This window comes from Pseudomonas sp. (genome assembly GCF_030690725.1).
GTDB lineage: Bacteria > Pseudomonadota > Gammaproteobacteria > Pseudomonadales > Pseudomonadaceae > Aquipseudomonas.
The window spans coordinates 1-25,828 of the sequence record NZ_JAUYGD010000038.1; the positions used below are offsets into that span (position 1 = coordinate 1).

The window sequence follows — 25,828 nt, forward strand, 5'->3', positions numbered from 1 at the left end:
CTGGCCAAGTCCGATCGTCCGGAACTGACCGCTGCCAAAATCGTCGTTTCCGGCGGCCGCGGCATGCAGAACGGTGACAACTTCAAGCACCTGTACGCTCTGGCCGACAAGCTGGGCGCGGCTGTAGGTGCCTCGCGCGCCGCAGTCGACGCAGGCTTCGTACCGAACGATATGCAGGTCGGTCAGACCGGCAAGATTGTTGCGCCACAGCTGTACATCGCCGTCGGTATCTCCGGCGCGATCCAGCACTTGGCCGGCATGAAAGACTCCAAGGTGATCGTTGCGATCAACAAGGACGAAGAAGCGCCGATCTTCCAGGTAGCCGATTACGGTCTGGTAGCTGATCTGTTCGAAGCAGTACCTGAGCTGGAGAAACTGGTTTAAGCCGGTTTTCCTAGTGCATAAAAAACCCGCTCACTGAGCGGGTTTTTTATTGCCTACATTTTTGCGCTAATCCGGCAATGCTTGGAGAAAGGTCCGGTAGTGCTGCGCGGTCAGCTCCGCCCGTTCAATCATCGGTGCATGGCCGGTATCCGCCAGGATAGCCACGCTGGGTTTGCGCAGCAGCGGTTGCATGACCTCGACACTGGAAACGTGCAAGGCCCGATCTTCTGCGCCCCAGATGATCAGTGTCGGCGCCTGGATCTTCGGCAGCTCCGGTTCCAGCGGGATATAGCGTTCGATCAGGTGGGCGAATACCTGGTCATAGTGGGCGCTGTTGGCGATGGCCTGCTCGGCGAAATAGCCCTTGAGCGATTCCGTCAGGTAAGGCGGCTGCACGAAGATAAAGTCGAGCAGGCGCTGAAAATCCTCGGGGCTCTTCACCACCAGCGGATTGGGCTCGCCGCGCTGCAGCCGTTGCATCAGCTCGCTAGGCTGCGGCGATGTGATGCCGGCATTGTCGAGTAGCGCCAGAGAGCGGGTTCTGTGCGGATAGCGCGCGGCATACAGCGCACTGATATGCCCTCCCATGGAGTTGCCGATCAGGTGCGACTGCTCGATTCCCAGTGCATCGATCACGCTGGCCAGGCGCTCGGTCTGGGTGCCTACATCGTAACTGCCGGCCGGTTTGTCGCTGGCGCCAAAGCCCGGCAGGTCGAGGGCAATAACCCGATAATCCTGGCTGAGGTGGCGAGCGAAACGCAGCCAGTTGTCCTTGTTGGCGGCAAAGCCGTGCACCATCAAGATGGTTTGTGCGCTGCTTGGGCCGCCCTCGTAGTAATGAATGCTAAGATCGCCCACGCTGATCTGTTTGAGACTCAGCCCGGCGCGCTGTCGCTCTACCAACTGTATGCTCGTCAACAGAGCCGCGGGCGACAGGTAGAGCAGGGCAGCGGTGCCAGCGAGCAGTAGCATCAATGCTGCGATCAGTTTTTTCATGGTTAGTCTTTATCGCGAATTCGTATGGATGCGTATTAAGCTAGCATGATCCAGAAGTCTCCCGATGTGTGGCCGCAGACGCCCATCCAAGGTTAAGTCGAGAAGTCGCCAATGCTTGAGCGTGGTTTTTATAGGTCGTTTCTCCTGCTGTTCGCAGCGCTGCTGATGCCGGCGTTTGCCGTTGCCGCAGGCAAGTGCGAGCGCCTGGTGGCGACTGGTAATCCGGAGTACCCGCCATACCTCTGGCGCGACCCGCAGAATCCTCAGCAATTGATCGGTGCCAATGCCGACCTGCTGCAGCACCTGGCCAAAGAGCTGGGTGTGGTGGTGGACATTATCTATACCGGGCCCTGGTCGCGGGCGCAGGATGAAGTGCGCACCGGCCGCGTTGACCTGATAGCCGGTGCCTTCCTGACCCTGCCGCGCCTGGAAGTCATGGATTACGTGCATCCGGCGTTTTTCTACACCCCAAGTGTGGTCTGGGTGCATCGCGGTGCCGAGTTCCCCTATGCCGGCTGGGATGACTTGCGCAATCGCACTGGCGATACCTTGGTTAACAACAGTTTTGGCCAGACATTTGATGCCTACGCCAAGAGCAACCTGACTCTGGAAGGCGTTGCCAGCCTGACTCAGGCGTTCCAGAAGCTCTTGCTGGGGCGTACCGACTACGTGCTTTACGAGCGTTATCCGGGACAGGCTCTGGCCGATAGCCTGGGTATGCAGGACGACCTGCTGGTGCTAGATCCACCGATCTCCAGCGAAGGCCTGTACCTGACGTTGTCGCATAACTCGGCCTGCAACGATGCGTGGCTGCGCGGCATGCTGGCGAAGAAAATGAACGAGGCAGTCGCCAGCGGTTTGCCGGACGTCTTGCTGCAGCGCAATCTGCAGCGCTGGAAAGATCAACAGCTCACACCCACCGGTGATGCTGAACAGTAGGGAAATTCTGTGATTTATCGACGTGTCTGTGCGGCCTTGCTGCCGCTCATGCTCAGCGCCTGTGCATCCGACCCCGCGCCCAATGAGCAGCTGCGCTTGACCGAACAGGCGCTCAGCCAGGCCAAGGCGCTGGGTATTTCTGCTGAGCAATCGGCCTCGCTGCGCCTGGCTGAGGAAAAATTCGCTTTAGCGCAAACGGCCATGCAGGACGAGGATTACAAACAGGCGCGGGTGTATGCCGAGCAGGCTGAGCTGGATGCGCGGCTGGCCGAAGCTGAGCACCTGACCGAGAAAAGCCAGCAGCAACTGGCCGAGCTGAGCAACGCCATCAATCGCTTGCGCAAACAGCTGGGGGGCTTGCAATGAAGCATGCTCAACAAAGCCTGTTGGCGATTTTCGCGGCTGTATTGTTGACCGGCTGCGCCTCATCGCACAGCTCCAGCGACCAGGCTCTGCAGGGCGCACACGCGGCTTTCCAGCAGGTCAAGGAAGATGCTGACGTGCTGCGTAGCGCACCCAAGGACCTGATTCGCGCTGGCGAGTCGCTGGCCAAGGCTGATCGCTTGTCGAGCTACTGGGGCAGCGCCGCTGATGTCAGCCACTATGCCTATCTCAGCCAGCAGTACAGTGCGATTGCTGGGCAGAAGAGCACGCTCAATCTGAATCAGGAGCGCGCGGTCAAACTGGAACTGGAGCGCCAGCGCCTGCAGTTGGCCCTGCGTGAGGCCAAGCTGCTCAGTGTGCAGGATCAGAGCAACTGGCTCGAAGAGCAGATGGTCAGCCTGGCCACCAGCCAGAGTGAGCGCGGCCTGGTGATGACCTTGGGCGATGTGCTATTCGATGCCGGCCACAGCGACCTCAAGGCTTCAGCCAACCGCACGGTGCTGAAGCTGGTGCAGTTCCTTCAGCTCAACCCCCGACGCATCGTGCGCATCGAGGGTTATACCGATAGCCGTGGTGATGCCCAGGAAAACCTCGAACTGTCCCGCGCCCGTGCCCAGGCGGTTGCCGATGTACTGGTCGATCTGGGCATCGATGGCAAACGCATCGAAGTGCAGGGCCATGGCGAGAGCTTCCCGGTAACCGAAAATGCCTCGGCCAAAGGCCGGGCGCAGAATCGTCGGGTAGAGATCGTGTTCTCCGATGAGCAAGGCAATCTCGGCTCGTCTCGTTAAGCCTTCTGTCGTTAAAAAGCCTCGGTTAGCCGGGGCTTTTTATTGTCTGTCATTCAGAGCGGCGCAGCCTGCGGGTAGTCGCTAGGCATCGCCGCACAGTCCATACACCTGTTAATTGAACCGCTACAGTCCTGGCGGGTTGGCACTGTATCGCCCACAATTCAGTGAGCTGTACCGGTGCAATTGTAAAAGCCCGGTTTACTGTTACGGTTCAGTCAAGCAGGAACGCGGTCATGACCAATCTGTTGCTTTATCAGCGTATTGCCCAGCAACTGGCGGAAGACATCCGCCGCGGCGTTTACCAGCCCGGTGAGCGTGTACCTTCGGTGCGCAAGATGAGTGCGCAGCTGAGCGTCAGCCACGCGACTGTGTTGCAGGCCTATGCCAATCTAGAAGATCAGGGCCTGATTCGCGCCCGCCCGCAGTCTGGCTTCTACGTGCACCAGACCCCGGCTCTGACTGCGCCAACCCCGGATATCGCCCGCGTAGAGCGCCCTGGTCTGGTGACGCGCAGCAGCATCATCAATCAGGTGCTCACCGAGTCGCGCCGCGAGGGCGTGTTCCCCTTAGGTGCGGCAGTGCCCCATGTGGATTACCTGCCTGTGCGCGCGTTGCACCAGCAACTGGCCAAGGTCACCCGTTTTCACAGTGCGCGGGCCTTCAGTTATATGTTCAGCCCGGGCTTTGAGCCGCTACGGCGCCAAGTGGCGATACGCATGCGCGACGCTGGCGTGGTGGTCGACCCGACTGAGGTGGTGATCACCCACGGCTGCGTGGATGCCCTGCAGATGAGCCTGCGCGTGCTGACCAAGCCGGGTGATCTGATCGCCGCCGAGTCGCCGACCTATTACGGTCTGCTGCAACTGGCTGACCTGCTCGGTCTGAAAGTTATCGAGATTCCCAGCGACCCGACCACCGGCATCAGCCTGGAAGCCCTGCAGCTGGCGGCCAACCAATGGCCGATCAAGGCGCTGGTGCTGACCGCGCGGCTGAGCAACCCGCTGGGCGGCACCATTCCCGAAGAGCGTCAGCGCCAGTTGCTGCGTCTGGCCGGTGATTACGATATCCAGATTATCGAAGACGATATCTACGGCGAACTGATGTTCGAGCAAGGGCCGACTAAAGCGCTCAAATCCCATGATCGTGAAGGGCGGGTGGTGTATTGCTCGAGCTTCTCCAAGACCCTGTCGCCAGGAGTGCGTATCGGCTGGATTGTCGCCGGCAAGTATCAGGATGAAATTCAGCGTCTGCAGACCTTCAGCACCCACTCGGCGTGCAGCGTGACGCAGATGGCGGTAGCGGCCTATCTGGAGAACGGCGGTTACGACCGCCACCTGCGCTTTATCCGCCAGGAGTACCGCAAGAACCTCAGCGCCTTCCAGCTGGCGGTGCAGCAGTACTTCCCCGAGGGCACGCAGATGAGTCGGCCCAAGGGCGGCTTTATTCTCTGGGTCAGTCTGCCAGCGCGGGTCAACACCAAGGACCTGCACGTACGCGCTCTGCAGCAGGGCATCAGCATTGCGCCGGGGCTGATCTTCAGTAATACCGAGCAGTTCAACCACTGCATTCGGCTGAACTGTGGCATCCCGTGGAACCGCGAAGCTGAGCGCGCCTTGATGACTTTGGGCATGCTGGCCGGGCAGCTGTGTCAGGAAGGCGTTGCGAGTTTTTAACAGCGCTTTAACCCGATTTAAATGAGGGCTGCGTCTACCTGAGCGAATGGTTCGTTTGATCGCTCAGGAGATGCCCCCATGTCTGCTTACCCCGTATTGCTTACCCGTCCTCTGCTTGCCGGTTTTGCCGCAGGCGTACTGATCAGCCTTGGTGCGTGCAGCGCCGCTAACCCCGAGGCGCCGGCTACCGATGCTGGCAGCCCGCAGCTGAGCGATCAGGCCCATAAGCGTGAACGTGCCGAATTGCATGAACAGCTGGCCGCTGCCCCCGCTGAACTGCAACGCAAAAGCCAGGTTGTGGGCGGTGCCGTAATGCCCAGCGTGGCCTATGCGCCGATGTCGGTGCAGGCCGATGCCTTGTCGCCTGCTTACTTGGGGAAGAGCCGCGACGAGAACCGCGAGCAGTATCAGAAACTGGCCGACAACCCGGTGCATGCCGTGGCCGAGACGCCGGTGTCGACCTTTAGCATCGATGTGGATACCGGCAGCTACGCCAATGTGCGGCGTTTCCTCAATGGCGGGCAGTTGCCGCCGCAGGATGCGGTGCGTCTGGAGGAGCTGGTCAACTACTTCCCCTACGCCTATCCGCTGCCCAAGGGCGATGTGCCGTTTGGCGTGCACACTGAACTGGCGGCCACGCCGTGGAACCCCGAGAGCCGCTTGTTGCGTATTGCCATCAAGGCTTCGGACTTACGCGTAGACGAGCTGCCGCCAGCCAATCTGGTATTTCTGGTGGATGTCTCCGGCTCGATGGACCGCCGCGAAGGGCTGCCCATGGTGCAGAGCACCTTGAAGCTGCTGGTCGAGCAGTTGCGTGCTCAGGACAAGGTGTCGCTGGTGGTGTATGCCGGCTCATCCAGCGTGGTGCTGCAGCCGACCTCCGGTAGTGATAAAGCCAAGATCCGCGCGGCCATCGACCAGCTTACGGCGGGCGGTTCAACGGCGGGTGAGTCGGGCATACAACTGGCTTATCAGCAGGCGCAGCAGGGCTTTATCGACGGCGGGATCAACCGCATCCTGTTGGCCACCGATGGCGACTTCAACGTAGGCATCAGTGATTTCGAAACGCTCAAACAACTGGCCGCCGACAAGCGCAAGACCGGCGTCTCCTTGACCACCCTGGGCTTTGGCACTGATAACTACAACGAGCAGTTGATGGAGCAACTGGCCGACGCTGGCGACGGTAACTATGCCTATATCGACAACCTTCGCGAGGCGCGAAAGGTGCTGGTTGATCAGCTCAGCTCGACCCTGGCGACGGTCGCCAGCGATGTGAAGATTCAGGTCGAGTTCAACCCGGCCGAGGTCAGCGAGTACCGCCTGCTGGGCTATGAGAACCGTGCGCTGAAACGTGAGGATTTCAGCAACGACAAGGTCGATGCCGGCGAAATCGGCGCCGGCCATACGGTAACCGCGCTGTATGAAGTGGTGCCGGTGGGCGGCAAGGGCTGGCTGGAGCCGCTGCGCTATCAGCAAGCGGCCAAGGCGGGCAGCCAGGCGGGCGAACTGGCTTGGCTACGCATTCGCTACAAGGCGCCAGGGCAGAACGTTAGCAAACTGCTGGAGCAGCCGATTCAAGCCGCTGATGTGCCTGCTATCGGCCAGGCCAGCGAAGACCTGCGCTTTGCCGCCGCCGTGGCTGCGTTTGCTCAGCAGCTTAAAGGCGATACCTACACCGGGCGCTTCAGCCTGGCTGACAGCGCCGAGCTGGCGCGTGCCGCCAAGGGCGATGACCGCTTCGGCCTGCGTGCTGAGTTCGTGCAGCTGGTGGAACTGGCGCAGAGTCTGCAAACTGCGACGAACCGTTCAACTACCGCACGAGTACAGCAGTGAATCGACCCCTCACGGATGACGACGCCGCCTTGTTGCGGCGTTACCGCCGCGGTGACGCGGCGGCTTTCGCCGAGTTGTACCAGCGCCACCGGCTCGGCCTGTTTCGTTTTCTGCTCGGCCTGTGTGGCGACCACGCCCTGGCCGAGGAGGTGTTTCAGGACACCTGGATGAGCCTGATCCGCAGCCAGAGTGAGCAGCGCGATAGCGTGTTGTTCAAAACCTGGCTTTACCAGATCGGCCGCAACCGGCTGATCGACACCTGGCGCAAGCATGGTCGGCACCAGGCGGGGCATGCTGAGTACGATGAACAGCAGCATGCCCCGCACGACCCGCAGCCGGGGCCTGAGCAGCAGCTCAGCCTGAGCCGTGACCAGCAGCGTTTAGAGGCCGCCCTGGCGGATTTACCGGCGGAGCAGCGCGAAGTATTTCTGCTGCGCGCCCATGGCGACCTGGAACTGGCCGAGATCGCCGAGCTGACCCAGATACCTGCTGAGACGGTAAAGAGCCGATTGCGCTATGCCCTGCAGAAGTTACGTCGGCTGCTGGCTGACCCGGCCGCCGAGGAGTTGTCCGTATGAACCACGATCAACATAGGCTCGATGAGCAGGAACGGCAGATGCTTGAGCATTTCCGCCAGCACAGCAGCGGTGAACCCAGCGCGCAGCTGGATGCACAGATTCTCGCGGCTGCCACTGCCGCCGTGCGCAACGTGGCCACAGATAAGGCCAAACCCGGTTTGGGCGCGCGCCTGCACAACTGGCTGTTCGGCGCTGGTGGCCGGCAACGCTGGTCGGTGGTATTGGCTGGGGTTGCCTGCCTGGGGATTGGTGTAAGCCTGACCTGGCGTACCTTCGAGCAGGCGCCCGATGCCTTTGATGCCGTGCCCAGCGGCGCACCGATGGCGCCGGCTGCGGCGAGGATGGCGCCACAATCGGCACCGATGTCCGCGCCATTGGCGGAATCCGCGGCGATTAGTGATGAGGCAGAACGTTCACGGGCCGCGCAGCCTGCACCGGTGATCCAGGGCTACAGCGCCGATGCCGCCAAGGCCGAGAAGAAGCTTTCGGCCGGTGCCTCCAATCAGCTGTTGCGTGAAGAGTCTGCGGCCGATGCGCTGGATGAGCAACTGCCACAAGCAGCTCGTGCGCCTGCTGTATCAGCCCCTGAAAAAGCGGCAGAAGCCGCAGGCATTCAGGCTGAACAGCAGCTGCACAGCGAGTTGCAACGCTTGCTCAAGCTGCGCCGCGATGGCTGGACGGATGAGGCCGATGCCTTGCTGTTGCAACTGATGCGTGAGCACCCGGAGCTGGATATCGACGCACGGCTGCAGCTACTGCAGCAGGATGAATAAGACGGCATGGGTCAGTCGCTGGCGGCCATCGATCCCGGTGGCTGTTGGCTGATCCTTAGGCTAGAGCGCCGCGTTGTAACCTGCCGTACCGATTGCGTGCTTGCCAGAGTACGGGGCAGAGGCCAGCATAGCGGCTTGTGTCACTGCCTTTGTACCTGCCCATGTTGCCTATTCGAAACCTCGTGCTGCTGTTGACTGTCTTGTCACTGGCAGCTTGCGAGCAAAGCACCAACCCTCCTGCAAAGCCCAAAGCTGAAACCGTCAAGGTGCAACCGGCACCAGCCGCAGCGCCCAGCAAAGCGGCCAAGACCGAGCCGGCGCCCGTCGTAAATAAGCCCAGGGCTGTTGAAAGCAAACCTGTGCCAGAGGCTCAAGCCAAGCCGAAACCTGCTGTGGTTGCGCGTAAGGCCGAACCCGCAGAGCCGAAAGCACCGCTGGATCTGAGCCTGCATACCAATGTGTTTGATCCCCTGCAGCCGGTGGCACCGCTCAGCGACCTGTCGGTCCCGTTATTGCCGCCGATGTTTGGCGACAAGGACAAGACTGAGGGGCCCTTCCAGCTCAATGGCAAGCTGATCACCAATGAGCGCGGCGATGACTACTGGGAGTCGGTCGAGGGTGCGCAGCTGCAGTTTGAGTTCAAGCAATAGCAGGCAGCGTGGATAGTCCGCCTGCTGCCGGCAATCAGAAGCGGTAGGCTTGCTCGCCGATGGCGGCGAACAGCGTCTGATCCAGTGGGGTAAAGCGTTGCTCGCCCGGCAGGCGCACCCACAGCGGCTCCTGCACGGCTGCCGGGTTGTAGGCGGCCTGCTTGAGGTCGGTCTTCTTGTATTTGAAGGTGCCGGTGGTTTCCACCTCACCGAGCAGGCGGATAAACAGCGGCGCGGCATACACCGGCAATTCGGCATCCAGGTGCGCGGCGAGGGCGGCGCTATCCAGTTGCTGGCCTTCACTCAGGCGCAGTGCGGCCATGCCGCAGCGGCCGTTGGTGCCGGGGATTTCCACGCCATACACCACCGCATCCTCGACGCCGGGGAAGGTACCCAGCACGTTCTCTACCTCTGTGGTGGAGACGTTCTCGCCTTTCCAGCGAAAGGTATCGCCCAGGCGGTCGACAAACTGAGCGTGCTTGCAGCCGATATCGCGCATCAAATCGCCGGTGTTAAACCAGGCATCACCTTTCTTGAATACATTGCGCAGGATCGCCGCCTCGCTTTTGGCCGGGTCGGTGTAGCCGTCGAACGGCCACTTGGCGCTGATCTCGCTGATCAGCAGGCCCGCTTCGCCTTTCTTGGCTTTTTCCAGAAAACCTTTCTTGCCACGTACCGCCTGGTCGTTCTCCAGGTCGTAACGCACGATGGCATAGGTGGCGGGGGAGAAGCCCACGGTATTGTCGAAGTTGAACACGTTGGTAAAACCGATATTGCCCTCGCTGGAGGCATAGAACTCAGTGATCTGCTCAACTCCGAAGCGTGCCTTGAACTCGGCCCAGATCGAGGGCCGTAGGCCGTTGCCGATCATGCAGCGCAGGCTGTTGTTCTTCTCGGCGGCCGTCTCGGGCTGGTTAAGCAGGTAGCGGCACAGCTCGCCGATATAGCCGAAGCAGGTGGCCTGATAGCGCTGCACATCAGGCCAGAAAGCGCTGGCGGAGAACTTGCGGCGCAGGGCGATGGCCGCGCCACCGGCCAGGGCGGCGCTCCAGCATACGGTGACGGCGTTGTTGTGGTAGCAGGGCAGGGTCAGGTAGAGCACGTCCTGAGTGCCCAGGGTCAGGCCGGAATGGCCGAAGCCGCCGTAGGCCTTGATCCACTTGCCATGGCTCATGATCGAGGCCTTGGGCAGGCCGGTGGTGCCGGAGGTGTAGATCAGGAAACAAGGGTCCTTCATTTGCACCTTGGCGCTGTCGGGCGGGTTATCGCTGGCCTGACTGCGTGCCAGTTGCATCAGATTGGTCCAGCCGTTGGGGGCTTGGCCGGGATCGCTGAGGCAATCCTGATCGGCCACCCAGTAACGCGTCGTCTGCGGGTTATCGAGCTGCTCGGCGACCTCGTTGAAGGCGGTGAGCAGTTCTTCACCGATCAGCATAAAACCCGGTTTCACCAGATTCAGGCTGTGCGCCAGCACCTTGCCGCGCTGGGTGGTGTTGACCAGGGCACCGACCGCACCGAGTTTGCTCAACGCCGCGAGAATCGCCAGCAGCTCCAAGCGATTTTCCAGCATCACCGCTACCACACTGCCATGGCGCACGCCTTCGGCCTTGAAAGCCCAGGCCAGGCGGTTGGCCCAGGCGTTGAACTGGGCATAACTGAGACTGCGCGACTCATCCAGCAGCGCCGGACGCTGCGGGTGCTGCTGCGCCGCCCGTTCCAGCGCCCAGGCCAGCGACAGGTTCTTTTCACGGTTGCGGATGCCCGCGTAATACAGGCCGCGCAGCATGCGCGGTACACGCGGCAGATGCTGCGGCAAGCGGGTGAGAAAACGCAGCGGGGAAATCAGATCGGTCTGGCTCATGGCTCTCGCGCTTATGGTTGTTATGCGGGGGCGAAGGCCAACTCTAGTCGCCTGCTCGTACGCCTGCCATGGCTCTGGCGCAAGCCGGGCAGGGCAGTTCGGCAAATAACCGCATGGGCCGTTGCCGAGCCACTCGGGCTGTGGCATTACAGGGAGCGCTGAATGCTGGAGGAGCCGGCGATGAACCTGAATCAAATCACTGTTGCGGTCAGCGATGTGCCACGTGCGATCCGCTTTTACCAGCAACTGGGCCTGCAACTGATTGTTGAGAACCTGCCGGACTATGCGCGGTTTTGTTGCCCGGATGGCCAGGCGAGCTTTTCCCTGAGCAAGGTTGCCCAGGTATCGGACAGTCAGACACTGATCTACTTCGAATGCGCGGCGCTGGATCAGACCGTCGCCCGCCTACAGGCTCAGGGCGTCGAGTTCAGCATGCTGCCGACCGATCAGCCCTGGCTGTGGCGCGAAGCCTATCTGCAAGACCCCGATGGCAATCCGTTGTGCCTATACCACGCCGGTGAGAATCGCTTGAACCCGCCTTGGCGCCTCCAACAAGACGCTTAATGCACTGCGCCCAGACCCGCTCCAAGAAGCGGGCATGTCGATTTAGTCGACAAACAGATCGTTCATCAGTTTGCCGGCCGGGTCATAGCGGTACTGCTCGAAGTCGCTTTGGCCCTGCTCACGGAGGATTTCCTCGTCGATCAGCAGGCGTCCGCTGATGCTGCGTTCGCTGCTGGACAGGATGGCGTGGGCGGCATCGGCCATGATCGCTGGTAGGCGTGCGGCCTTCATCACCGCCGGGCCGCCGGCTTCGAACTCGATGGCGGCGGTGGCGATCACCGTCTTCGGCCACAGCGAGTTGACGCTGATGCCGTACTTCTTGAATTCCTCATGCATGCCTAAGGTCAGCATGCTCATGCCGTACTTGGTGGTGGTGTAGGGGCCGTAGTTGGCGAACCACTTGGGGTCGAGGTTAAGCGGCGGCGACAGGCTGAGAATATGGCCCTTACTCTGCTTAAGGTAGGGCAACGCGGCCTGGCTGCAGACCATCACCGCGCGGGTGTTGATCTGGAACATCAGGTCGAAGCGCTTGGGTTCGAGTTTCTCCACGCCCACCAGCTTGATCGCGCCGGCGTTGTTGATCAACGCGTCGATGCCGCCAAAGTGTTCGGCCGCCTGGGCCATGGCCGCTTTTACCGCGTTTTCGTCACGCACATCGACTTGCAGGGCCAGGGCCTTGCCGCCGACTTCCTCGACCTCGGCGGCTACCGAATGGATGGTGCCGGGCAGCTTGGCGTGGGGCTCGGCGCTTTTCGCTGCAATCACGATATTGGCGCCCTCACGCGCGGCGCGCAGGGCAATTTCACGGCCGATGCCGCGGCTGGCGCCGGTGATAAATAGGGTTTTGCCTTGCAGTGACATATGCGTGCTCCGTGTCTTGTTGTTATAGGGGCGAGTGCATCAGGCTTCGCTGGCTTCGATTTCCACCAGCAGCTGGCGATTCTTCACCTGATCGCCACGGCTGACGCCAATCCGCCGTACCACACCGTCGATGCTGGCCTTGAGCGGGTGTTCCATCTTCATCGCTTCCAGCACTACCAGCAGTTGGCCTTTGCTGACGCTGGCGCCTTCCTCGACCAGCACCTCGACAATCGCGCCGTCCATCGGTGCCTTGACGCTGCCCGAGCCTGCTCCGGCGGCGCTGCTGACCGGCAAATGGGTGATATCGGTGAGCTGCAGGTTGCCGTTATGGCCATACAGCCAGAGGTTTTCGCCGGCCAGGTGATAGGCCAGGCGTTGGCGGATGCCGTCCAGATCCAGGGTGGCCCAACGGCCGTCGCTGGCCAGCAGTTTAAGGCTGACCTGTTGCTCGCCAATCGTGGCCAGCAGGCTGGGCTGTGGGCCGTCGGCCAATACATCCAGCTCCACGGCAAATTGCTGTTCGCCCTGCTTAAGCAGAAAGCGCCAGGGCGCGCTGCCCGCATTGCGCCAGCCGGAGAGCCCCGGTTGGTGCGCGCGGGCATTGGCCGATTGTTGGAACAGCAGGGCGGCGGCGGCGGCCAACTCGCTGGCTTTTGGCGACTGTGGGCTAAGGCTTGGGTCGCTGGCGAAATGCTCGGCGATAAACGCGGTAGTGGCATTGCCGGCGGCAAACTCGGGGTGGCTGAGCAGGTTGGCGAGAAAGCGCTGGTTGCCGTTGACGCCCAGCAGCACGCAATCCTCAACCGCACGCACCAGCTTGCGCCGTGCTTCTTCGCGGGTGGCGCCATAGGCGATGACCTTGGCCAGCATCGGGTCGTAGAACGGCGTGATCGCCTGGCCTTCGACCAGGCCATGATCGATGCGAATGCCGTCGCGCAGCGCCGGTTCCCAGCGCAGGGCGGTGCCGGTCTGCGGCAGGAAGTTCTGCGTGGCGTCTTCGGCATACAGGCGCACTTCCATGGCGTGGCCGGTGAGGCGAATCTCGTCCTGCTTGAGCGGCAGCGGCTGGCCTTCGGCGACGCGAATCTGCCAGGCGACCAGGTCCTGGCCGGTGATCAGTTCGGTGACCGGGTGTTCGACCTGCAGGCGGGTGTTCATTTCCAGAAAGAAGAATTCGCCGCTCTGATCGAGGAGAAACTCCACGGTGCCGGCACCGACGTAGTTCACTGACGCCGCGGCTTTCACCGCCGCCTCGCCCATGGCCTGGCGCAGCACAGGCGTCATTACCGGGCAGGGCGCTTCCTCGACCACCTTCTGGTGGCGGCGCTGCACCGAGCAGTCGCGCTCGCCGAGATAAACGATGCTGCCGTGCTGATCGCCGAACACCTGGATTTCCACATGGCGCGGTTGGATCACTGCACGTTCGAGAATCAGCTCGCCGGAGCCGAAGGCGTTCTGCGCCTCGGAGCGGGCGGTGCGGATCTGCGCCAGCAACTCGCTGGACTCATGCACCAGACGCATGCCACGGCCACCGCCACCGGCGCTGGCCTTGATCATCAGCGGGTAACCTATGCGACCGGCCTCGCGGCTCAGGGTCTCGTCGTCCTGGGCTGCGCCCTCAAAACCGGGAATGCACGGCACGCCGGCTTCGAGCATGGCGATTTTCGACAGGCGCTTGCTGCCCATCAGGTGGATGGCTTCCACGGTCGGGCCAATAAACACGATGCCAGCGGCCTCACAGGCGCGGGCGAAGTCGGCGTTCTCCGAGAGAAAACCGTAGCCAGGGTGGATCGCGTCGGCCCCGGTTTTCTGCGCCGCGTCGATGATATTGGCGATCAGCAGATAGGACTGGTTGACCTGGGCCGGGCCGATGCACACAGCTTCATCGGCTTCCTGCACATGGCGTGCGCCGGCGTCGGCTTCCGAATAGACGGCCACGGTGCGGTAGCCGAGGTCCTGGGCGGTGCGCATCACCCGGCAGGCAATTTCCCCGCGGTTGGCGATCAGGATTTTGTTAAAGGCGGGCATCTGTGTGCTCCTGCTGGGTAGTAAGCCTGGCGATCAGGTCATTTGTAGAGGGGCTATTCAGCAGCCCACTTCGGCGCACGTTTTTGCATAAAGGCCATGGTGCCCTCGATGCCTTCGCCGCCTGTTACCGCTGCGGCAAACTGCTCGGCGGCGCGGTCCAGCAGTGGTCCGAGTGCTTCGTTTTCTGCGGCCAGCAGCAGGGCCTTGGTCTGGGCATTGGCTTGCGGCGCGCATTGGCGTACCTGGCTGAGTACCTGGTGCAAACGGGCGTCGACGGCTTCGCTATCAGCTTCGCTGAAATGCACCAGACCCAGGCGTTCGGCCTCGCTGCCATTGAAGCGGGCGGCGGTTAGGGCCAGGCGTCGGGTCTGGGTCAGGCCGATACGCTTGACCACGAAAGGGGCTATTTGCGCTGGAAGAATGCCCAAGGTGGTTTCCGGCAGGCCGAACTTGGCGTCCTGCTGGCAGATGGCGATATCCGACACACAGGCCAGGCCAAAGCCGCCACCGAGCACTGCGCCTTCGAGCACGGCGATCAGCACCTGTGGGGTGTTCTGCGCTTCTTCCAGCAGGCTGCCGAAGGCGCGATTAAGGCTGCGGTAGGCATCGCCACCGGCCGCTCGGGCACCGGCCATGTCCTTGATATCGCCACCGGCGCAGAAGTGCCCACCGGCACCGCGCAGGACAATCGCGCGCACGCTCAGATCATTGCGCAGGCTTTCCAGCACCGCGCGCAATTCGCTGACCATGGCCAGGCTCATGGCATTGCGGCTGTCCGGGCGGTTGAGGGTGACGTGCAACACGCCGGCATCGAGGCTTAGCAGCAGGGTTTCGCAGTTCGGTAGAGACATTTCATCGTTCCGTTGAAGTAGGGCGGGTGCAACCCGCGTTGTCATCAGCGCGGGTTGCACCCGCCCTACGGATCAGCCTTCTTATGGCCTGCCATCCCTGGCGGCCACCCTTCGGGCCGTCGCTATGCGACGTTAAAAATAGCTCCCGGCTATTTTTTCTTGCCAGGCAGAATGCCCATCAGCTTGCAGATAATGCCCAGCATGATTTCGTCGGCACCGCCGCCGATGCTCACCAGGCGCACGTCGCGGTAGGCGCGGGCCACCGGGTTTTCCCACATGTAGCCCATGCCGCCCCAGTACTGTAGGCAGCTGTCGGTAACCTCACGGCCAAGGCGGCCGGCCTTGAGCTTGGCCATCGAGGCCAGGTTGGTGACGTCACGGCCGCGCACGTATTGCTCGGTGGCCTGATAAACCAGGGCGCGCAGGCACTCGACTTCGGTCTGCAGCTCGGCCATGCGGAAGTGGATCACCTGGTTGTCGATCAGCGCATTGCCAAAGGTTTTGCGCTCCTTGCAGTAGTCGATGGTGGCGTTAATGCAGTGCTCCAGGCCCTTGATCATATTGGCCGCGCCGAACAGGCGTTCTTCCTGGAACTGCAGCATCTGCATCATAAAACCGGCGCCTTCATGGCCGATGCGGTAGCGCTGCGGCACGCGCACGTTGTCGAAGAACACCTGGGCGGTCTCCGAGCTGCGCATGCCAAGTTTGTCCAGATGCGGGCTGACCGAAATGCCTGGGGTGTTCATCGGCACCATGATCAGTGATTTGTTGACGTGCGGCTTGTCATCGCTGGTATTGGCCAGCAGGCAGATAAAATCGGCGCTCGGCGAGTTGGTGATCCACATCTTGCTGCCGTTGATCACATAGTCGCTGCCGTCTTTCTTGGCGGTGGTTTTCAGCCCGGCCACATCCGAGCCGGCACCGACTTCGGAAACGCCGATGCAGCCGACCATCTCGCCGGCAATTGCCGGTTTGAGGAATTCTTCGCGCAGCTCATCGGAGCCGAAGCGCGCCAGGGCCGGGGTGCACATATCGGTCTGCACGCCGATGGACATCGGGATACCGCCGCAGATGATGGTGCCGAACTCTTCGGCCGCGACGATCGAGTAGCTGTAGTCCAGGCCCATGCCGCCGAATTTCTCCGGCTTGGAGATGCCCAGCAGGCCGAGGTCGCCGGCTTTCTTGAAGATTTCGTGGATCGGGAAGCGGCCGTCCTTTTCCCACTGCTCGACGTGCGGGTTGATTTCTTTGTCGACAAAGTTACGGACCGTGCGGCGCAGCTCTTCGTGTTCTTGGGTGAAGATCATTTTTTATTCTCCGAAGGGTTACAGGCGGGCTACGCCGAAAGTGGTGGTTTTAAGCGGGCGAACAGCGGCTTCGGCACAGATATCCAGCAGGTAACCGAGCAGCTTGCGCGTATCGCGCGGGTCGATCAGGCCGTCGTCCCACAGGCTGGCAGTGCCGTACAGCGCGGTGGATTGGCTGTCGAGTTTTTGCGCGGTGACGGTTTCCAGCATGTCGAGCATTTTCGGGTCGGCTTCCTTGCCTTCCTTCAGGTGTTTTTCCTCGGTGACGATGCGCAGCACCTTGCCGGCCTGGGCACCGCCCATCACCGCGGTTTTGCTGTTGGGCCAGGCGAAGATAAAGCGCGGGTCGAGGCCACGGCCGCACATGGCGTAGTTGCCGGCGCCATAGGAGCCGCCAACGACTATGGTCAGTTTTGGCACCGTGGCGTTGGCCACCGCCTGGATCATCTTCGAGCCGTGCTTGATCACGCCGAGCTGTTCCGACTCGGTGCCGACCATAAAACCGGTGGTGTTGTGGAAGAACAGGATCGGCGTGTTGCTCTGTTCGCACAGCTGGATAAATTGCGCCGCCTTGGCCGCGCCTTGCGGGGTGATCGGGCCGTTGTTGCCAATAAAGCCGCAGGGCTGGCCTTCGATCTGCAGGTGGCCGCAAACGGTCTGGTTGTCGAACTCGTTCTTGAAGTCGAGAAAGGCCGAGCCGTCGGCGATGCGGGCGATGATTTCGCGTACGTCGTAGGGCTTCTTGGCATCTGCCGGCACCAGGCCGAGCAGTTCTTCAGCCGGGTACAGCGGCTCGCTGTAGGTTTTGGCCGGGCGCGCTGGAAGTTGGGCATTCCACGGCAGCATGGCGAGGATTTCCCGGGCGATGCGCACGCCATCGGCGTCATTCTCGGCCAGGTATTCGGCGGTGCCGGCGACCTGGGCGTGCATCTCGGCACCGCCCAGCTGCTCATCGGTGGCGATTTCACCGGTGGCAGCTTTCAGCAGCGGCGGGCCGGCGAGGAACATCTTGGCCTTGCCGCGCACCACTATGACGTAATCGGACAGCCCCGGCTGGTAAGCCCCGCCAGCGGTGCTTGAGCCATGCACCACGGTGATCTGCGGCAAACCCATGGCCGACATACGCGCCTGGTTGGCAAAGCCCCGTGCGCCTTCAACAAAAATATCGGCGGCGTAGTTAAGGTTGGCGCCGCCACTTTCGGTCAACGCCACCACCGGTAGTTTGTTCTCGAAGGCGATCTGCTGCAGGCGCAGAGTTTTCTTCAAGCCGGTGGGGGAGATGGTGCCGCCCTTGATAGCGCTGTTGCTGGCGGTGACCAGGCAGCGTACTCCGGCGATATAGCCGATGCCGGAAATAATCCCGCCACCGGCCTGGGTGCCGTCCTTGTCGTCGTGCAATTTGTAGCCGGCCAGCGACGACAGTTCGAGAAACGGCGCGCCGGGGTCGAGCAGCAGGTTAAGGCGCTCACGCGGCAGCAGCTGGCCGCGCTTTTCGAATTTCGCTTTGGCCTCGGCGGCCTTGTTCAGGCAGTTCTGTTCGATCTGGCGAAAGCTGTCGACGGCGGCCAGCATGGCTTCGCGGTTCTTGGCGAAGTCCTCGCCATGCACATCGATCTCGGAGTGGATAACCGGCATGGCGTTACTCCTCGCCCTTGAGTACGTCAGGCACGTAGGCCCGATGGAAGCCGTTATAGGTTTCGCTGTTCTTCGCCTTGCCTAGGGTCCAGGCGCGGGTGCCCTGGCTCGCCGCGCCGTCGATGCGGATGGTGTTGCCGCTGATAAAGTTGGCGCCTGGCGTGAGCAGGAAGACGATGGCGGCGGCCACTTCCGATTCGCTGCCAATGCGTTGCAGCGGCACATGGTCCTTGAGCGAGCGGATCATGTTCTTCATCGATTCGGGGTAGGTGTCCATGCCGCTGGAGGCGATCCAGCCTGGTGCCACGGCGTTCACCCGCACCCCGGCGTGGCCCCATTCGTAGGCGGCGGTCTTGGTGAAGTTCTCCATGCCGGCACGTGCGGCACCCGAGTGGCCCATGCCGGGCATACCGCCCCACATGTCGGCGAGCATATTGACGATGCTGCCGCCATGTTTGCTCATGCTCTGCAGGAACACTTCCTTGGCGATCAGAAAACCGCCGACCAGGTTGGTGCGCACCACGGTCTCGAAGCCTTTCTGGTTAATGCCGATCAGTGGCGCGGGGAACTGGCCGCCGGCATTGTTGACCAGGTGGTGGATCGGCCCGCGCTCGTTGACCACTGCCGCGACCATGGCCTTGACCGATTCCTCGTCGCGGATGTCGCAGACTTGGAAGCTGACGCTGCCGCCATCCTCACGGATTTCGCCGGCGGTCTTTTCCAGCTTGTCGGCCTTGCGCCCGACCAGCACCACATGAGCGCCGAGGGCGGCCAGCTCATGGGCGGTGCAACGGCCGATACCGCTGCCGCCACCGGTGACCAGAATCGTTTGGCCGCTAAAGAGGCCGGGTTTAAAGACCGAGTCGTAGCTCATTGTTATTGTCCTTGTTCGAGGCTAGCGGCCAGCGCCTTAGGCACCGGTATCGGGAATTCCAGCAACTGTTGGGCGAATGCCTTGCCTTGCGGGTCGATGCGCAGGGAGGCGACGCCGCCACCACCGAGGGCGTTCTCCAGCAGGAAGTTCAGGCTATGGCTGCCGGGCAGATACCAGCGGCTGACCTTGCCGGTTTGCGGGTCGAGCGCGTGCTGCATCCATTCGGCCACGGCACCCTCACTCAGCGCAGCGGCGATCCAGGCCAAGTACTCGGGCTTTCTGGCCATTACACCAATATTGCTGTGGTTGCCCTTGTCGCCAGAGCGCGCCACCGCCAGCTTGATCAGCGGCACGCTGGTGTCGGCCTGGCCGCTTGGCAGTGGGGCGGCCATATCGGCGGCGATCTGCGCGCTATCCAGCACCGCAATTTGCGGCAGCGTGACCGGTGTGCGTTCGCCGTTCAGTTCCACTTCCATGGCGCAGGCGCCTTTGTCAGCCAGGAAGCTAAACAGGCGGATCACCGGGTAAACCGTAGGGCGACCACCGACGATGCCGGTCAGCCCCGGTGCCATGCCGGTCGCGGCCTGGGCGATCTCGCGGGAGAACAAAATCAAGGCTTCTTTCTTGGCATGGCGCACGGCGATCTTGATCACGATCTCGCGGGTGTCACTGCGCTGGCCACGCGGGCCGTAGGTGGCTTCGGAACCCAGCAGCTCGATGCTGACTTCCTTGTACGGGCCCCAGCCGCGCTCGACGAACATTTCTTCGGTCTTGCGGATGATCGCCTGGCTGACCCGCTGGGCTTTCTTCACCGCATCGATACCAGCCATCAGGCAGCTGGCGGTGCAGCGGAAGCCGTCCGGGTGGGTGGCGCTGACCTTGTATTGATCAGTCGGCGGCAGGCCGCGTGCGCCTTTCAGCTCAACCCGGTTGTCGCCGACCTGAGTGAGTTGCACCTGGGTGAAATCGCAGAGCACATCGGGCAGGTAATAAGCCCGTGGATCGCCGATTTCATAGAGCATCTGCTCGCCCACGGTAAAAGGCGTGACCAAGCCGCCGGAGCCTTCCGGCTTGGTCACGACAAAGCTGCCGTCGGCTGCCACTTCCACCACCGGGAAGCCGATATGTTCGTAGTCGGGCACGCTTTGCCAGTCGGTGAAGTTGCCGCCGGTGCACTGCGCGCCACACTCGATGATATGCCCGGCCAGCGCGGCCTGAGCCAGTTGGTCGTAGTCGCTCCAGCGCCAGCCGAATTCATGCACCAGGGCGGCGCTGACCACGGCGCTGTCGACCACGCGGCCGGTGATAACGATATCTGCGCCGAGCTTCAAGGCTTCGACGATGCCCGGTGCGCCGAGGTAGGCGTTGACCGAAACGCAGAAGGGCGGCAATGGCGCGCCGCTAAACATTTCCACGGTGCCAGCCTTGGCCAGCTCACCGAGCTTGGGTTGCAGGTTGTCGCCGTGCAGTACGGCGATCTTCAGGTTGACTCCGGCTTGCTCACAGGCCGCAGCCAAGGCGGCAGCACAGGCGCTGGGGTTAACCCCGCCGGCGTTGCTGATCACGCGGGTTTTCTTGGCGGCGATATCGGTCAGCAGCGGCGCGAGGGTCTCCACAAAATCGGTGGCGTAGCCGGCGTCGGGCTTCTTCATCCGCGCGCCGGCCATGATCGACATGGTCACTTCGGCCAGGTAGTCGAATACCAGGTAATCCAGTTCGGTGCCTTTTACCAGCTGGGCGGCGGCGGTGCTGGTGTCGCCCCAGAAGGCGGAAGCACAGCCGATGCGTACGGTTTTAGTCATTGGAATAGGTCCGCAACACATGAATAAGGTGAATCGAAGGCTACCAAGCAAGCGCTTGGTTGAAAAGCCCCGCAGCGAATCTTTCTAACCGAAAGTGTGGCCAAGCGCTTGCTTGGGTGGCTGGTGCAGCATAAATTTCACTAATAACGACAAGCACTTGGGTAAACCAGCTGAGAACCAGCGTGCAATTGCAGGCTGGGCCGCTTGGCCCGAGGCATAAAGAGAGTTGGAGAGTACTTAGCGTGGATGATCAACAAGCGCAGGCGGTGATGCAGCAACTGGTGGCCAGCGGACAGATCACTGATCCGGACAGCGCACGCGGCAAGCTGCTGCAAACTGCAGCACACCTGTTTCGCAGCAAGGGTTATGAGCGCACCACAGTGCGCGATCTGGCCAGCGCCGTGGGCATTCAGTCCGGCAGCATCTTTCATCACTTCAAGAGCAAGGACGAGATCCTGCGTTCGGTGATGGAGGAGACCATTCGCTACAACACCGCCTTGATGCAGGCCTCCTTGGCCGAAGCCAGTGACCTGCGCGGCCGCGTGCTGGCGCTGATCCGCTGCGAATTGCAGTCGATCATGGGCGGCACGGGGGAGGCCATGGCGGTGCTGGTGTACGAATGGCGTTCGCTGTCGGAGCCGGGCCGCGAATTTATCCTGGAGCTGCGCGATAACTACGAACAGCTTTGGCTGCAGGTGCTGGGTGAGGCCAAGGCGGCCGGCTACTTCAAGGCTGACCCCTTTATTTTGCGTCGCCTGCTGACTGGCGCGCTGAGCTGGACCACCACCTGGTTCCGCCCAGAAGGGCCGATGACCCTCGACCAGCTGGCCGAGGAGGCGTTGTCGCTGGTGCTCAAGGACGCTTGAGGAAATTCAGCTACGCTAGGGTGGCACATTGATAGTATTTTGGCGCCAACGGATTGCGAGCGTTTCAGGTCACGGAAGAAGTCGCTGCGTTTTGTTCTGAGGTTCGCCGTTTGGCCACGCTGTTACGAGGTTTACTGCTCGGCTTGCTGTTTTCTGTGGTGTGCGTTGCACAGGCCGCGGAAGAGGTGCGAGTGGGGGCCTATCATTTCCCGCCCTATGTGATTAAACCGGAAAGCGAGCGCCCTGGTGGCCTGTTGCCGGAACTGCTGCAGGCGCTTAATCAGCTGCAAAGCGACTACCGTTTTACCCTGGTCGCGACCTCGACGATGCGCCGCTATCGCGATCTGCAAAGCGGCCGTTACGACCTGATCCTGTTTGAATCTCCGGCTTGGGGCTGGCAGGACACCGCACATGCTGCGCTGGATCTGCATATCGAAGATGCTGAAGTCTATGTCGCACGCCTGCAGCCCGGGCGTGATCAGCGCTATTTCGACTCGCTCGAAGACAAACGCATGGCCCTGTACAGCGGTTATCACTACGGCTTTGCCGGGTTCAACTCGGATAAACAGTTTCTCAGCGATACATTCAACGCGGTGCTGACCTACTCCCACGACAGCAACCTGGTCATGCTGCTGCGCGGCCGGGCTGATGTGGCAGTGGTCACGCGTTCCTACCTGCGCGCCTACCAGCAGCGCTACCCGGAGCAGAGCAGCGCCTTGCTGGTGTCTCAGCGCGTCGATCAAGTTTACCAGCACCAGGCGCTGTTCCGCCCGCAGTCGACCATGCAGCCACAGGCGTTTGCTGAGCTGCTTAAACAACTCAATCGCGACAAGCAGCTGGATAAGCTGCTGGGGCGTTATCACCTGCGTGATGCATCGGTGCTAATAAATGACTGAAAATGCTCTGTTCGGTCAGATTTGCCTGAGTTAGGCTGCAGTTACTCGAAAAATAGGGAAGTTGGCGGCAAATGGGGCTCTTCAAACGTGGGGTAAGCAGTTTTTTCGGCATGGGCCTGGCGTTGCTGCTGGCCGGGCCACTTATGGCTGCGCAGGACGTGCGCGTGGCTGCTGTGTATTTCCCACCCTATGTGTTCAAACCTGAACAGGCCCAGCCTACCGGTTTGCTCGATGAGTTGGTGGCGGCGCTGAACCAGGCCCAGACGGACTACCGCTTTGTAATGGTGCCGACCGCAGTTAAACGGCGTTTTCGTGACCTCGAACAACAGCGCATTGACCTGGCGATTTTCGAGAATCCCGGTTGGGGCTGGCAGGACGTTGCGCATGTGGCCCTGGATATGGGCCTGGAAGACTCCGAAGTGTTTGTCGCCCGCGCTGAGCCGGGCCGCGATCAGGGTTATTTCGACTCGCTCAAAGGCAAGCGTCTGGCGCTCTACCACGGCTATCACTATGCCTTTGCCAGTTTCAATGCCGAGCCGAATCACCTGATCAAGACCTTCAACGCCACCTTGACCCATTCCCACGAAAGCAACCTGCTGATGGTGTTGCACCAGCGGGCGGAAATCGCCTTGGTAACGCGCTCCTATATCGGCGATTTTCTCGAACGCAACCGGCAATACGCTGGCCAGTTGCTGATTTCCGAACGCGCCGATCAGCGCTATCGCCATCATGTGCTGTTGCGTCCACAAGCGCCGATCACGCCTGAGCAATTTATGGCGCTGTATGAGCCGTTGCGCAGTAACGGCCAGCTGGAGAAGATTTTCAGCCGCTATCAGGTCGCCGTTATCCCACGCGTAACGGATAGCTCAATAGCAACAGGTGCAGCACATTGACTGCGCCATGCAGGGCGATGGCCAGGCTGAGCCGCCCGCTAAGGTGAAAGATCAGCCCATAGCCCAGGCCGGCGACGCCTGCGACCACGGCAAATAACGGACTGAACGGCAGGTGTACGGCGGCGAACAGCAGCGCCGTCAGGCCAATCCCCGCCCAGGCGCCGAGCCAGCTGACCAGGCGGCTTTGCAGCAAACCGCGAAACAGCAGTTCCTCGGCCAGCACGGCCACTCCCAGATTGACCGCCAACCACAGCCACAATTGCGCGGGCCATTTCGGCTGCCAGCCAACCAGGCCCAGCGCCAATGCCAGCAGCGGTACACCGAGCAGAGTCAGTGCGGCCGTTAGCCAGACGCCGGTTGAAAGCGCTTTGCTCGGCGTTTTTTGCCCTAGCCACCAGGCCAGCAGCGTGACGCCGACCAGCAGCTTGTCCCAGGACAAACGCAGGGCGTAAGGCGCCGCATCGGCACTAAGTTGCCGCGGTGGCCACAGCGCGGTGGCGCTAAAGCCTGGAATGAGGTGCGCAGCAAAGGCGATGCAGGCCAGCAGGCTCAGCCCAGTCCACAGCGCACTGGGCAGGTATTTGTCGGCATACAGCAGTAATGCGCAGAGCGCGGCCCCGGCGGCCAGCCCCGGCAGCTGGATATAACCCAGGGCAAACCCGCTGGCCAAGCACAGGGCTGGCAGCAGCAGGCGCAGATGCAATGGCATGGTACGTCCTTGTGGTTCGCGGTTAAGGCTCGCGGGCGTCCTTGGCTTCTTGCTCAAGCTGGCGTTGGCGGATCTTCGCCAGCTGTTCCTCGCTTAGCGGCAGCGGTTTGGCCGTGCGCAGCAGTACCATCAGGCCACCCACGATGGAACCCAGCACCAGGAGCATCAGCAACCAGATATACCAGGTCATAAAAGCCGTCCTTGCAGAGTTGAGCCTCCACCATAGCGCGCGGCGGCCAGCAATTAAACGCCAACATCCTTCTGCTGGGCATAACCCGCCGCTCTGGCTCGGGGTGAGTGAGTGTGATGACTGTCACACGGCAGCAACTTGGCGCTGGTTGAATGGCGACTTTCCAACGCACAGGGAGTTTGCCCATGACCACTGCCAGCGCGCTTACGCGCTTGCTCAAGCCGGTTACGCCGTTGGCTGCGGACATGAGCATTGCCGATGTAGCGGATCGCCTGCTGACGCCGGAGCACAAGGCCTTTCTCTCGCTGCCAATTGTCGATAGCGCCGGTAGGCCGCTGGGCCTGGTCAGCCGTACCACTTTGCAGGACATCTTTATGCAGCGTTTTGGCCGCGATTTGCGCGGCCGCCATGCGGTGCAGGAGGTGATGAACGCGGCGCCGCTGGTGGTCAGCCTGGAGACCAGCCTGGAGGACGCAGCCAAGCAGATCACCGGGCAGTTGCAGTACCCGATTACCGAAGACTTTATCCTGGTCGACGCCCAGGGCCTGTATCGCGGCCTGGGCACCGTGCTCGACCTGCTCAAGGCGATGGAGGTGCGCATCGCCCAGCGCAATCTGGTGCTGCGCAAGGCGCTGGTGGAACTCAAGGAGTCGCAGACTCAGCTGGTGCAGTCAGAAAAGATGGCCTCGCTTGGGCAGATGGTCGCCGGCGTTGCCCACGAGCTGAACACGCCGTTGGGTTACGTGAAAAACAACGTGCAGCTGCTGCGCGAGCTCAGTACGCCGCTGTTCGAGCTGGCCGAGGCGCAAGCCGCGCTGGGCGATTGCCTGAACGATCCGGCCTGTGATGAGTCCCGTCTGGCCATGGCCCTGGAGGCCGCCGCCGAGGCCCGCGCCAAGGCTGCGCCGGAACTGCTGGTGGACGACTTTACCCAGCTGTTCAGCGACACCCTTTATGGTCTGGAGCAGATTGCCGAACTGGTGGTCGGGCTGAAGGATTTCGCCCGCCTGGACCGCGCCATGAGCGAGGAGGTCGACCTCAATGAGTGCATCCGCAGCGCCCTGGTGATTGCCCGCAACGGCATCAAGGACAAGGCCGAAACCATCCTGCAACTGGGCGAACTGCCACGCATTCCCTGTGCGCCGTCGCAGATCAACCAGGTGCTGCTCAACCTGCTCAACAACGCCGCCCAGGCCATCGACGGTTTCGGCCAGATCCTGGTGAAAACCTGGGCCGATGACAGCGCCGTGTTTGTTTCCCTGCAGGATTCCGGGCGCGGCATGTCGGCCGAGGTGCTGGCGCGCATCTTTGATCCGTTCTTCACCACCAAGCCGGTGGGCCAGGGCACCGGGCTGGGACTGTCGATCAGCTACAAGATCATCCAGGACCACGGCGGGCAGATTCGCGCGGCGTCCGAGCCTGGGCGCGGTACGCGCTTTCTGATCCGCCTGCCGCGCCCGCAGGCGCTGCCATTACAACGGAGTGCCTGA

The 25,828-nt window shown here is 61.7% G+C and carries 25 protein-coding genes; 14 read left to right on the plus strand and 11 right to left on the minus strand.

Annotated features, from left to right (window positions below; translation table 11 throughout):
- Nucleotides 1–384 (plus strand): FAD-binding protein (locus Q8O69_RS09745; RefSeq protein WP_305591654.1); only part of this gene is annotated, 384 nt, incomplete at its 5' end.
- Between the two features lie 66 nt (nt 385–450).
- Here the strand turns inward: Q8O69_RS09745 and Q8O69_RS09750 are convergent.
- The gene (locus Q8O69_RS09750; RefSeq protein ID WP_305591656.1) at nt 451–1,380 is read right to left on the minus strand and encodes an alpha/beta fold hydrolase; all 930 of its coding nucleotides are present in this window, start codon (nt 1,378–1,380) and stop codon (nt 451–453) included.
- A gap of 111 nt (nt 1,381–1,491) precedes the next feature.
- On the opposite strand from Q8O69_RS09750, the gene Q8O69_RS09755 reads away from it, so the two are divergent.
- The 8 genes from Q8O69_RS09755 (at nt 1,492) to Q8O69_RS09790 (ending at nt 9,001) form a co-directional block, all read left to right on the plus strand.
- Nucleotides 1,492–2,319, plus strand: coding sequence for an ABC transporter substrate-binding protein (locus Q8O69_RS09755; protein WP_305591658.1), 828 nt, complete (start codon nt 1,492–1,494; stop codon nt 2,317–2,319).
- A 9-nt stretch (nt 2,320–2,328) separates the two neighbouring features.
- Nucleotides 2,329–2,685 (plus strand): DUF4398 domain-containing protein, encoded by a 357-nt coding sequence (locus Q8O69_RS09760; RefSeq protein ID WP_305591660.1) that lies wholly within the window; start codon nt 2,329–2,331, stop codon nt 2,683–2,685.
- On the plus strand, nt 2,682–3,494 hold the full coding sequence (locus Q8O69_RS09765; protein WP_305591662.1) for an OmpA family protein: 813 nt from the start codon (nt 2,682–2,684) through the stop codon (nt 3,492–3,494). The genes Q8O69_RS09760 and Q8O69_RS09765 overlap by 4 nt, the downstream gene beginning before the upstream one ends.
- A gap of 233 nt (nt 3,495–3,727) precedes the next feature.
- Nucleotides 3,728–5,167 (plus strand): PLP-dependent aminotransferase family protein, encoded by a 1,440-nt coding sequence (locus Q8O69_RS09770; RefSeq protein WP_305591664.1) that lies wholly within the window; start codon nt 3,728–3,730, stop codon nt 5,165–5,167.
- 78 nt (nt 5,168–5,245) lie between these two features.
- Nucleotides 5,246–7,000: a VWA domain-containing protein gene (locus Q8O69_RS09775; protein ID WP_305591666.1), complete on the plus strand. Its 1,755-nt coding sequence runs from the start codon at nt 5,246–5,248 to the stop codon at nt 6,998–7,000.
- Nucleotides 6,997–7,578, plus strand: coding sequence for an RNA polymerase sigma factor (locus tag Q8O69_RS09780; protein WP_269382352.1), 582 nt, complete (start codon nt 6,997–6,999; stop codon nt 7,576–7,578). Before Q8O69_RS09775 ends, Q8O69_RS09780 begins: the two co-directional genes overlap by 4 nt.
- Complete coding sequence (locus Q8O69_RS09785; RefSeq protein ID WP_305591668.1) at nt 7,575–8,351, plus strand: hypothetical protein; 777 nt, start codon at nt 7,575–7,577, stop codon at nt 8,349–8,351. The genes Q8O69_RS09780 and Q8O69_RS09785 overlap by 4 nt, the downstream gene beginning before the upstream one ends.
- Before the next feature lie 392 nt (nt 8,352–8,743).
- Nucleotides 8,744–9,001: a hypothetical protein gene (locus tag Q8O69_RS09790; protein ID WP_305591670.1), complete on the plus strand. Its 258-nt coding sequence runs from the start codon at nt 8,744–8,746 to the stop codon at nt 8,999–9,001.
- Between the two features lie 34 nt (nt 9,002–9,035).
- On the opposite strand, the gene Q8O69_RS09795 is transcribed toward Q8O69_RS09790, so the two are convergent.
- Entirely contained in the window at nt 9,036–10,862 is a 1,827-nt protein-coding gene (locus Q8O69_RS09795; RefSeq protein WP_305591672.1) for a long-chain-acyl-CoA synthetase, read from the minus strand.
- Nucleotides 10,863–11,042: 180 nt separating this feature from the next.
- Between Q8O69_RS09795 and Q8O69_RS09800 the strand changes: the two genes are divergently transcribed.
- Nucleotides 11,043–11,426 (plus strand): VOC family protein, encoded by a 384-nt coding sequence (locus tag Q8O69_RS09800; RefSeq protein WP_305591675.1) that lies wholly within the window; start codon nt 11,043–11,045, stop codon nt 11,424–11,426.
- Nucleotides 11,427–11,468: 42 nt separating this feature from the next.
- Here Q8O69_RS09800 and Q8O69_RS09805 read toward each other — a convergent pair whose 3' ends face one another.
- From Q8O69_RS09805 to Q8O69_RS09835, 7 genes are all read right to left on the minus strand, one after another.
- The gene (locus Q8O69_RS09805; RefSeq protein WP_305591677.1) at nt 11,469–12,287 is read right to left on the minus strand and encodes an NAD(P)-dependent oxidoreductase; all 819 of its coding nucleotides are present in this window, start codon (nt 12,285–12,287) and stop codon (nt 11,469–11,471) included.
- A gap of 39 nt (nt 12,288–12,326) precedes the next feature.
- Nucleotides 12,327–14,315 carry an acetyl/propionyl/methylcrotonyl-CoA carboxylase subunit alpha gene (locus Q8O69_RS09810; RefSeq protein ID WP_305591679.1) on the minus strand — a complete coding sequence of 663 codons (1,989 nt, stop codon included), beginning with the start codon at nt 14,313–14,315 and terminating at the stop codon, nt 12,327–12,329.
- 53 nt (nt 14,316–14,368) lie between these two features.
- Entirely contained in the window at nt 14,369–15,166 is a 798-nt protein-coding gene (locus Q8O69_RS09815; RefSeq protein ID WP_305591681.1) for an enoyl-CoA hydratase/isomerase family protein, read from the minus strand.
- Nucleotides 15,167–15,315: 149 nt separating this feature from the next.
- The gene (gene atuD, locus Q8O69_RS09820) at nt 15,316–16,473 is read right to left on the minus strand and encodes a citronellyl-CoA dehydrogenase (protein ID WP_305591683.1); all 1,158 of its coding nucleotides are present in this window, start codon (nt 16,471–16,473) and stop codon (nt 15,316–15,318) included.
- Nucleotides 16,474–16,491: 18 nt separating this feature from the next.
- Nucleotides 16,492–18,108, minus strand: coding sequence for a geranyl-CoA carboxylase subunit beta (gene atuC / locus Q8O69_RS09825; RefSeq protein WP_305591685.1), 1,617 nt, complete (start codon nt 18,106–18,108; stop codon nt 16,492–16,494).
- Between the two features lie 4 nt (nt 18,109–18,112).
- A complete protein-coding gene (locus tag Q8O69_RS09830) occupies nt 18,113–18,982 on the minus strand; it encodes an SDR family oxidoreductase (RefSeq protein WP_305591686.1) in 870 nt (289 codons plus the stop codon).
- Nucleotides 18,983–18,984: 2 nt separating this feature from the next.
- Nucleotides 18,985–20,784 (minus strand): acyclic terpene utilization AtuA family protein, encoded by a 1,800-nt coding sequence (locus tag Q8O69_RS09835; RefSeq protein WP_305591687.1) that lies wholly within the window; start codon nt 20,782–20,784, stop codon nt 18,985–18,987.
- 242 nt (nt 20,785–21,026) lie between these two features.
- On the opposite strand from Q8O69_RS09835, the gene Q8O69_RS09840 reads away from it, so the two are divergent.
- The 3 genes from Q8O69_RS09840 (at nt 21,027) to Q8O69_RS09850 (ending at nt 23,439) form a co-directional block, all read left to right on the plus strand.
- Nucleotides 21,027–21,650: a TetR/AcrR family transcriptional regulator gene (locus tag Q8O69_RS09840; RefSeq protein WP_275961456.1), complete on the plus strand. Its 624-nt coding sequence runs from the start codon at nt 21,027–21,029 to the stop codon at nt 21,648–21,650.
- 110 nt (nt 21,651–21,760) lie between these two features.
- Nucleotides 21,761–22,546, plus strand: a complete 786-nt coding sequence (locus Q8O69_RS09845; protein ID WP_371136089.1) for a substrate-binding periplasmic protein — start codon at nt 21,761–21,763, stop codon at nt 22,544–22,546.
- A gap of 71 nt (nt 22,547–22,617) precedes the next feature.
- Nucleotides 22,618–23,439, plus strand: a complete 822-nt coding sequence (locus Q8O69_RS09850) for a substrate-binding periplasmic protein (protein ID WP_371136090.1) — start codon at nt 22,618–22,620, stop codon at nt 23,437–23,439.
- Here Q8O69_RS09850 and Q8O69_RS09855 read toward each other — a convergent pair.
- Nucleotides 23,390–24,148 carry a CPBP family intramembrane glutamic endopeptidase gene (locus Q8O69_RS09855; protein WP_305591691.1) on the minus strand — a complete coding sequence of 253 codons (759 nt, stop codon included), beginning with the start codon at nt 24,146–24,148 and terminating at the stop codon, nt 23,390–23,392. The two genes, Q8O69_RS09850 and Q8O69_RS09855, sit on opposite strands and share 50 nt — an antisense overlap.
- 22 nt (nt 24,149–24,170) lie before the next feature.
- Nucleotides 24,171–24,338: a DUF2897 family protein gene (locus tag Q8O69_RS09860; protein ID WP_305591693.1), complete on the minus strand. Its 168-nt coding sequence runs from the start codon at nt 24,336–24,338 to the stop codon at nt 24,171–24,173.
- 185 nt (nt 24,339–24,523) lie between these two features.
- Between Q8O69_RS09860 and Q8O69_RS09865 the strand changes: the two genes are divergently transcribed.
- Nucleotides 24,524–25,828, plus strand: a complete 1,305-nt coding sequence (locus tag Q8O69_RS09865; RefSeq protein WP_305591695.1) for an ATP-binding protein — start codon at nt 24,524–24,526, stop codon at nt 25,826–25,828.

Bases quoted from the DNA above. Each gene is read 5' to 3' on its own strand.
- Q8O69_RS09750 (WP_305591656.1), bottom strand. From the start codon at position 1,380: ATGAAAAAACTGATCGCAGCATTGATGCTACTGCTCGCTGGCACCGCT.
- Q8O69_RS09755 (WP_305591658.1), top strand. From the start codon at position 1,492: ATGCTTGAGCGTGGTTTTTATAGGTCGTTTCTCCTGCTGTTCGCAGCG.
- Q8O69_RS09765 (WP_305591662.1), top strand. From the start codon at position 2,682: ATGAAGCATGCTCAACAAAGCCTGTTGGCGATTTTCGCGGCTGTATTG.
- Q8O69_RS09770 (WP_305591664.1), top strand. From the start codon at position 3,728: ATGACCAATCTGTTGCTTTATCAGCGTATTGCCCAGCAACTGGCGGAA.
- Q8O69_RS09775 (WP_305591666.1), top strand. From the start codon at position 5,246: ATGTCTGCTTACCCCGTATTGCTTACCCGTCCTCTGCTTGCCGGTTTT.
- Q8O69_RS09785 (WP_305591668.1), top strand. From the start codon at position 7,575: ATGAACCACGATCAACATAGGCTCGATGAGCAGGAACGGCAGATGCTT.
- Q8O69_RS09795 (WP_305591672.1), bottom strand. From the start codon at position 10,862: ATGAGCCAGACCGATCTGATTTCCCCGCTGCGTTTTCTCACCCGCTTG.
- Q8O69_RS09800 (WP_305591675.1), top strand. From the start codon at position 11,043: ATGAACCTGAATCAAATCACTGTTGCGGTCAGCGATGTGCCACGTGCG.
- Q8O69_RS09805 (WP_305591677.1), bottom strand. From the start codon at position 12,287: ATGTCACTGCAAGGCAAAACCCTATTTATCACCGGCGCCAGCCGCGGC.
- Q8O69_RS09810 (WP_305591679.1), bottom strand. From the start codon at position 14,315: ATGCCCGCCTTTAACAAAATCCTGATCGCCAACCGCGGGGAAATTGCC.
- Q8O69_RS09815 (WP_305591681.1), bottom strand. From the start codon at position 15,166: ATGTCTCTACCGAACTGCGAAACCCTGCTGCTAAGCCTCGATGCCGGC.
- atuD (WP_305591683.1), bottom strand. From the start codon at position 16,473: ATGATCTTCACCCAAGAACACGAAGAGCTGCGCCGCACGGTCCGTAAC.
- atuC (WP_305591685.1), bottom strand. From the start codon at position 18,108: ATGCCGGTTATCCACTCCGAGATCGATGTGCATGGCGAGGACTTCGCC.
- Q8O69_RS09830 (WP_305591686.1), bottom strand. From the start codon at position 18,982: ATGAGCTACGACTCGGTCTTTAAACCCGGCCTCTTTAGCGGCCAAACG.
- Q8O69_RS09835 (WP_305591687.1), bottom strand. From the start codon at position 20,784: ATGACTAAAACCGTACGCATCGGCTGTGCTTCCGCCTTCTGGGGCGAC.
- Q8O69_RS09850 (WP_371136090.1), top strand. From the start codon at position 22,618: ATGGGGCTCTTCAAACGTGGGGTAAGCAGTTTTTTCGGCATGGGCCTG.
- Q8O69_RS09855 (WP_305591691.1), bottom strand. From the start codon at position 24,148: ATGCCATTGCATCTGCGCCTGCTGCTGCCAGCCCTGTGCTTGGCCAGC.
- Q8O69_RS09860 (WP_305591693.1), bottom strand. From the start codon at position 24,338: ATGACCTGGTATATCTGGTTGCTGATGCTCCTGGTGCTGGGTTCCATC.
- Q8O69_RS09865 (WP_305591695.1), top strand. From the start codon at position 24,524: ATGACCACTGCCAGCGCGCTTACGCGCTTGCTCAAGCCGGTTACGCCG.